The organism is Cryobacterium sp. MLB-32 (assembly GCF_000738085.1).
Taxonomy (GTDB): Bacteria; Actinomycetota; Actinomycetes; order Actinomycetales; family Microbacteriaceae; genus Cryobacterium.
In genome coordinates this window covers 1-5,843 of the sequence record NZ_JPRS01000258.1, presented here as the reverse complement: position 1 = coordinate 5,843, position 5,843 = coordinate 1, and the positions used below count along the sequence as shown (strand labels likewise).

At 63.4% G+C, this 5,843-nt stretch carries 6 protein-coding genes, 1 tRNA gene and 1 pseudogene; 5 read left to right on the top strand and 3 right to left on the bottom strand.

What is annotated here, in order from left to right; genetic code table 11:
• Positions 1–218: 218 nt before the first annotated feature.
• The 3 genes and pseudogenes from JF66_RS17220 to JF66_RS17215 all read right to left on the bottom strand — a co-directional run bounded on the left by JF66_RS17220 (position 219) and on the right by JF66_RS17215 (position 920).
• Entirely contained in the window at positions 219–464 is a 246-nt protein-coding gene (locus tag JF66_RS17220) for an NINE protein (RefSeq protein ID WP_231556486.1), read from the bottom strand.
• A 3-nt stretch (positions 465–467) separates the two neighbouring features.
• Positions 468–593: pseudogene (locus tag JF66_RS25415) on the bottom strand (DUF2510 domain-containing protein); the annotation flags it as partial.
• A gap of 243 nt (positions 594–836) precedes the next feature.
• Positions 837–920 (bottom strand) — tRNA-Leu (locus JF66_RS17215).
• A gap of 294 nt (positions 921–1,214) precedes the next feature.
• Here JF66_RS17215 and JF66_RS17210 point away from each other — a divergent pair.
• From JF66_RS17210 to JF66_RS17190, 5 genes are all read left to right on the top strand, one after another.
• Entirely contained in the window at positions 1,215–1,940 is a 726-nt protein-coding gene (locus tag JF66_RS17210; protein ID WP_035879937.1) for a DUF3662 and FHA domain-containing protein, read from the top strand.
• Positions 1,937–2,515: an FHA domain-containing protein gene (locus JF66_RS17205; RefSeq protein WP_035879936.1), complete on the top strand. Its 579-nt coding sequence runs from the start codon at positions 1,937–1,939 to the stop codon at positions 2,513–2,515. Before JF66_RS17210 ends, JF66_RS17205 begins: the two co-directional genes overlap by 4 nt.
• 5 nt (positions 2,516–2,520) lie before the next feature.
• Positions 2,521–3,747: a PP2C family serine/threonine-protein phosphatase gene (locus JF66_RS17200; protein ID WP_035879934.1), complete on the top strand. Its 1,227-nt coding sequence runs from the start codon at positions 2,521–2,523 to the stop codon at positions 3,745–3,747.
• Positions 3,734–5,134, top strand: a complete 1,401-nt coding sequence (locus JF66_RS17195) for an FtsW/RodA/SpoVE family cell cycle protein (RefSeq protein WP_035879932.1) — start codon at positions 3,734–3,736, stop codon at positions 5,132–5,134. The genes JF66_RS17200 and JF66_RS17195 overlap by 14 nt, the downstream gene beginning before the upstream one ends.
• Positions 5,134–5,843: penicillin-binding transpeptidase domain-containing protein (locus JF66_RS17190; protein ID WP_035879930.1), on the top strand; the 710-nt coding region annotated here is incomplete at its 3' end. The genes JF66_RS17195 and JF66_RS17190, both read left to right, overlap by 1 nt.

Genomic DNA, 5,843 nt, shown 5'->3' with positions numbered 1-5,843 from the left:
AACGCCCGCGTGACATCACTCACACCTCTGAGCACAGAACGCCGCCTCTTCCCAGCCGCTCTGTTCTTAACGTTCGCGGGGGCAGCTGAAGCAACTCGGACACCCGATCAAACAAAAAACGGCCAGAACGGGGATTGTGTTCCGTTCTGACCTTCTTCTATCTGGTTCGCTCATACAACGGATGTGTTGGCGTCAGGGCAGCAGGGTCCCGAAAGAACTCAGGACGTGGCGTTGGCCGCTGACACGTATCGACGGATCGCCAACAGGTCTCTGACGAGCCAGATGACCGCCCCGGCAAGCAAGGCCAAGCCGACGCCAAACGGAGTGAGCACCCATCCACCCCAGTAGAGCGCGAGGAATCCGAGGGCCGGACCCGTGCGGCCCAGATAGAAGTTATGCGCCGAGAACCCACCCAGGAGCCAGAAGTACAGGTAGGCGATGCGGTTAGACTTTTCGGCTGACACCGCCGCCTTTGGCGTCGTATACTCCGTCCACACGTCGCCGTCCCACCATCGGTTCAGCGTCGAATCGTCCGGGCGTGTGTACCAACCCTCAGGTGGAAGGTCTGGCGTAACTGCAGCCTCTTTGCCCATCGTTCCCCCATTGCTGGAGGCCAGTCTAACCGCGGCCTCGCCGCGTACGACTTGGCTATCGCCCCGCTCGATCTTGCTGCCTGCTCGGTGTGTCGGGTGAGGACGGCCACCCAGACCGAGCACACATGATCCGCTCCTGTGCCTCAGGGATTTCGACAGGCTCGTCCACTGGGAAATCGAAAAAGACCCCCGATTTCTCGAGGGTCTTTCCTGTTCGCTTGGATTTCAGAGAAATCCTGTTTGTGCGCGAGGGGGGACTTGAACCCCCACACCCTTACGGGCACTGGCACCTGAAGCCAGCGCGTCTACCAATTCCGCCACTCGCGCGAACTTGACGATGCTAACACTGAAATGGGGTTCGGCGCCATTCGAGGGTCCCCTGCCTCAATCCGGCCGCGTCAAGCGCGGGTCGGCAGCTTTCCGGTCGCACGAGCCGGCCTGGCAGGCCGGAGCCGAGCGAACGCCGGAGCCGCCTCGCGCAGGCACCACACCCCCCCCCAATTAACCGGCCCCCAACCCGCGCGGGTAGGATGACGTTTCGTACCCCCTGTGCCCTACAGGCGGGTTTCCACCCGAGGCACGTAACATGCTCATAGCCAATCAGACCGGATCGGGAGACCTGTGGGCATTCTGGATAACTTTGAGAAAGGTCTTGAGCGCGCCGTAAACGGTGCCTTCGCAAAGACCTTCAGATCGGGACTGCAGCCCGTCGAGATCACCTCGGCTCTGCGTCGCGAGCTGGACACGAAAGCGGCAGTCGTCGCCCGCGATCGTATTCTCGCGCCCAATCGCTTCACCGTGCGTATGTCCCGCGCTGACTATGCGCGCATGTCCGACCTCGGTGCAACGCTCATCGACGAGCTCACCCAGCTGGTCAAGAAACACGCCACCGAACAGCGCTACCAGTTCACCGGCGGTGTATCCATCACCATCTCCGAAGACCGCAGCCTGAGCGAGGGCATGGTTCAGATCGACTCGAGCACCTTCAAGGGCGACGTCTCCTGGACCCCTGTGCTCGACATCAGCGGCAAACGGTATCCCCTGACCAAGTCCCGAACGGTGATCGGTCGCGGGAGCGACGCCGACATCACCGTGGACGATTCCGGCACATCCCGTCGCCACGTGGAAATCATCTGGGACGGTGCCCGCGCCCAGGTGAAAGACCTCGGCTCCACGAACGGCTCACAACTCAACGGGTCGCCTGTCACTCAAGCGATCCTTGAACCAGAATCGGTCGTCACCATCGGCCGCACCCGTATCGTCTTCCGGGTGCTGGCGCAGGGACAACCCACCGGAGACGCAAACGAACGCCACGACATGGGCGGATTCTGGGGGCCCTCGAAATGAGCGTCAGTGAACTGACTCTTCTCGTTCTGCGCATCGGCTTTCTGCTGCTGCTCTGGATGTTCATCTTCGGCATCGTCTATGCCCTGCGCAGTGACCTCTTCGGCCAGCGTGTGCGCAAGCTGTCACCGGATGCTGCGGCCGCCCCCTCCACGCCACCCGCGTTCCAAACACCCGTCGCCGCCATGTCCGCGCCGGCAGCGGCAGCTGCCAGCGCGCCCACAGAGCAGTTCACCCCGCCGAAGGCTGCCAGCGCGCCTGTCGCCGGTGGCAAGGCGACCGCGCACAACACCGGTCGCCTTGTGATCACCTCCGGCCCGAAGGCCGGCACCGAATTTCCGCTTGGCACCGACCCTGTCACCATCGGCCGCTCGAGCGATTCGAGCCTCGTCATCCGTGACGACTACACCTCGACGCATCATGCGCGTCTCATGCTGTGGAACGACGAGTGGATGATCCAGGACCTGGATTCGACCAACGGCACGTTCCTGTCCGGCAAGCGCGTTGCTGTGCCGACCCCCGTGCCCCTCGGCACCACCGTGAAAATCGGCGCGACCAGCTTCGAGCTTCGGCGGTAGTTTCCATGGCCACAGTGATTCACAGCGCAGCCGCGTCCCATGTGGGCAGGGTTCGCTCCAACAACCAGGACTCCGGGTATTCCGGACATCACCTGTTCGTTGTCGCGGACGGCATGGGCGGCCACGCCGGTGGTGATGTCGCCTCGGCCATCGCCGTCAAGCGCATCGTTGAGGCCGACACGGATTACGCCTCCGCTGCCGACGCTGAATTCGCGCTGCAGGCGGCCCTCATCGGGGCCAATGCCCAACTGGCCGAGACGGTCTTCGAGCACGCGGAGCTCACCGGCATGGGCACGACCGTCAGCGCGATGATCGTTCTCGAGAACGAGGTTGCCATCGCCCACATCGGCGATTCGCGAATCTACTTGCTTCGCGACAACGAGCTGTCGCAAATCACCATCGACCACACGTTCGTTCAGCGCCTCGTCGACAGCGGTCGGATCACCGAGCAGGAAGCCATGGTCCATCCGCGCCGATCCGTGCTCATGCGTGTTCTCGGCGACGTCGACTCATCCCCCGAGATCGACACGTCCATCCTCGCGACCCTGCCCGGCGACCGCTGGCTGATCTGTTCCGACGGCCTTACGGGCGTCGTCTCGCACTCGGGCATCGCCGCCGCCGTCTCCAGCGGGCTCAGCGCGAGCGACACCGCCGACAGGCTCGTCAAGGAAAGCCTGGACGGTGGTGCGCCCGACAACGTGACGGTCGTGATCGTCGACGTCGGCGATGCCGCCGAGCGCGACGACTCACCCACCGTTGTTGGTTCCGCCGCAGCTCCGACCGCCTTCGGTGAAGAGCCCGTGCGCAATCGCCCCCTCCGCATCCCTGCCCTGCGGCTGCACCCCGTGCGCGAGACGCACTTCGAGCCGGACTCTCAGGACTACCTGTCGGAGCTGATCGAAGAAGACGCCCGCCGTGCGCGCCGTCGCAAGACGACCTGGCTTGTTGGAGTCATTCTGCTGGTCCTCACCATCGGCAGCGCCACATTTCTCGGCTACCAGTGGACGCAGACGCGCTACTTCGTCGGCGTCGAAGGCAGCACCGTGGCCATCTACCAGGGCGTGCAGCAGGATATCGGCCCCATCGCACTGTCCAGCGTCTACGAAGACACCAGTCTGGAGCTGTCCAGCCTGCGCGTCTACGATCGCCAACAGGTAGAAAAGACCATCAGTGCCGCTTCCCTCGAGGAAGCCAGGCTCATTATCGAACGGTTACACAATGCCAGCCAGTAGCCGAGTACAGGCTCCTGGAGCCAGCGCGGGGTCGCGGCCCGACAGGGTGCGCCGTTTGCACCTGCCGCAGAAGATGCGAAACCTTGAACTCTTCTTGGTACTCATCGCCTGCTCGATCAACGCCGCTGCCGTTGTGCTCGTGCAGCTCGGTGCCCTCGGGCACATCGACACCACCCTCGTACTGCTCGGCGCCAGCCTCTCCCTGCTCGTTCTCGCCCTGCACGTCGTGATGCGTTTCGTCGCCCGGGACGCCGACCCCTTCATCCTGCCCATCGCGACGCTGCTCAACGGGCTCGGTATCGCCATGATCTACCGCATCGACATCGCCGACGGCGCAGCCGGGTGGGACAGTGCGGCCGTGCGGCAGACGGCGTGGAGCGGACTGGCCATTGCCTGCGCCATCGCGGTCATCCTCGTCATTCGCAACCACCGCATTCTATTCCGTTACACGTATATAGCCGGTTTCGTTGCCGTATTTCTCCTCCTGCTTCCTCTCGTGCCCGGATTGGGCCGAGAGGTCAGCGGCGCGCGCGTATGGATCGGTGTCGGAAGTTTCGCCACATTCCAGCCGGGTGAAATAGCCAAGATCGCCCTGGCCGTGTTCTTCGCCGGCTACCTCGTGCGTAACCGCGACAGCCTGTCCATGGTGGGGAAACGCTTCATGGGCATGCACTTCCCCCGCCTGCGCGACCTCGGCCCCATTCTGGTCGTCTGGGCCCTGTCGATGTCCGTGATCATCTTTCAACGCGACCTCGGCACCGCCCTGCTGTACTTCGGCCTCTTCCTCGTGATGCTGTATCTCGCCACGGGGCGCCTCAGCTGGGTTGTGCTCGGCATGGCTCTCTTCCTCGGCGGAGCCATTCTGGCGAGCCAGACGCTCAACTACGTGAACGGCCGCTTCACGAACTGGCTGGACGCCCTCAACCCCGATGTCTATAACGCGCAGGGCGGCAGCTTCCAGCTCGTGCAGGGCCTTTTCGGCCTGGCCAAGGGTGGTTTGCTCGGCACCGGCCTCGGTCAGGGCCGGCCAGACATCACGCCAGTGCCACAGAGCGACTACATCATCGCCAGCCTCGGCGAGGAACTCGGCCTCGCCGGTATCTTCGCCATCCTCGCCCTGTATTTGCTCCTCGTGGCCCGCGGTTTCCGCATCGGGTTCGCCGGCCAGGATGACTTCGGCAAACTGCTCGCCGTCGGCCTCTCATTCGTTGTGGCCCTGCAGTGTTTCATTGTGATCGGTGGTGTGACGCGGGTGATTCCGCTCACCGGGCTCACCACCCCGTTCCTCGCCGCCGGCGGGTCGTCGCTCGTGGCCAACTGGATCATCGTGGCACTTCTGCTGCGACTCTCTGACACTGTCCGTAACCAACCCAGGCTGGTGGTCTAATGAATCGCGAACTCAAGCGAGTGAGCGTCGTCGTGATGCTCATGTTCGTCGCCCTCCTCTCCTCCACGTCGATCGTGCAGGCTTTCCAGGCTGACAACTTGTCAGCGGATGCCCGCAACACGCGCACGCTCCTCGACAGTTACTCCGTGGAGCGCGGGGCCATTCTGGTCAACGGCGATCCGATCGCCCAGTCCATGCCGGCCAATGACGACTACAAATTCCTGCGCACCTACAGCAATGGGCCTCTCTACGCACCGATCACCGGCTTCATCCCACTGAACGGAGCGCCGACCGGGTTGGAACACGCTTTGAACGGCGAACTCACCGGCACCTCCAACGCTCAGTTCTTCGACAAGATCAGCGCTCTCGTCACCGGTGTGGCTCCCAGAGGCGCTGCCGTGGAAACGACCATCGACCCCGTCGCCCAACAGGCCGCCTGGGATGCACTCGGCGACAAGACCGGTGCCGTCGTGGTGCTCGAGCCCAAGACGGGTCGTGTGCTCGCCATGGTCTCCAAGCCGAGCTTTGATCCCAACCTGCTGACCGTACACAACAACGCTGACGTGACCAACAGCTACCAGGGCCTACTGAACGATGCGGGAAATCCCCTGATCAACCGCGCGATCAACAGCCTCAACCCTCCCGGATCCGTCTTCAAGCTCGTCGTCGCGACGGCCGCTCTGGAATCCGGCAAGTTCGAGCCAGACAG

Bases quoted from the DNA above. Each gene is read 5' to 3' on its own strand.
- JF66_RS17195 (WP_035879932.1), top strand. From the start codon at position 3,734: ATGCCAGCCAGTAGCCGAGTACAGGCTCCTGGAGCCAGCGCGGGGTCG.
- JF66_RS17200 (WP_035879934.1), top strand. From the start codon at position 2,521: ATGGCCACAGTGATTCACAGCGCAGCCGCGTCCCATGTGGGCAGGGTT.
- JF66_RS17205 (WP_035879936.1), top strand. From the start codon at position 1,937: ATGAGCGTCAGTGAACTGACTCTTCTCGTTCTGCGCATCGGCTTTCTG.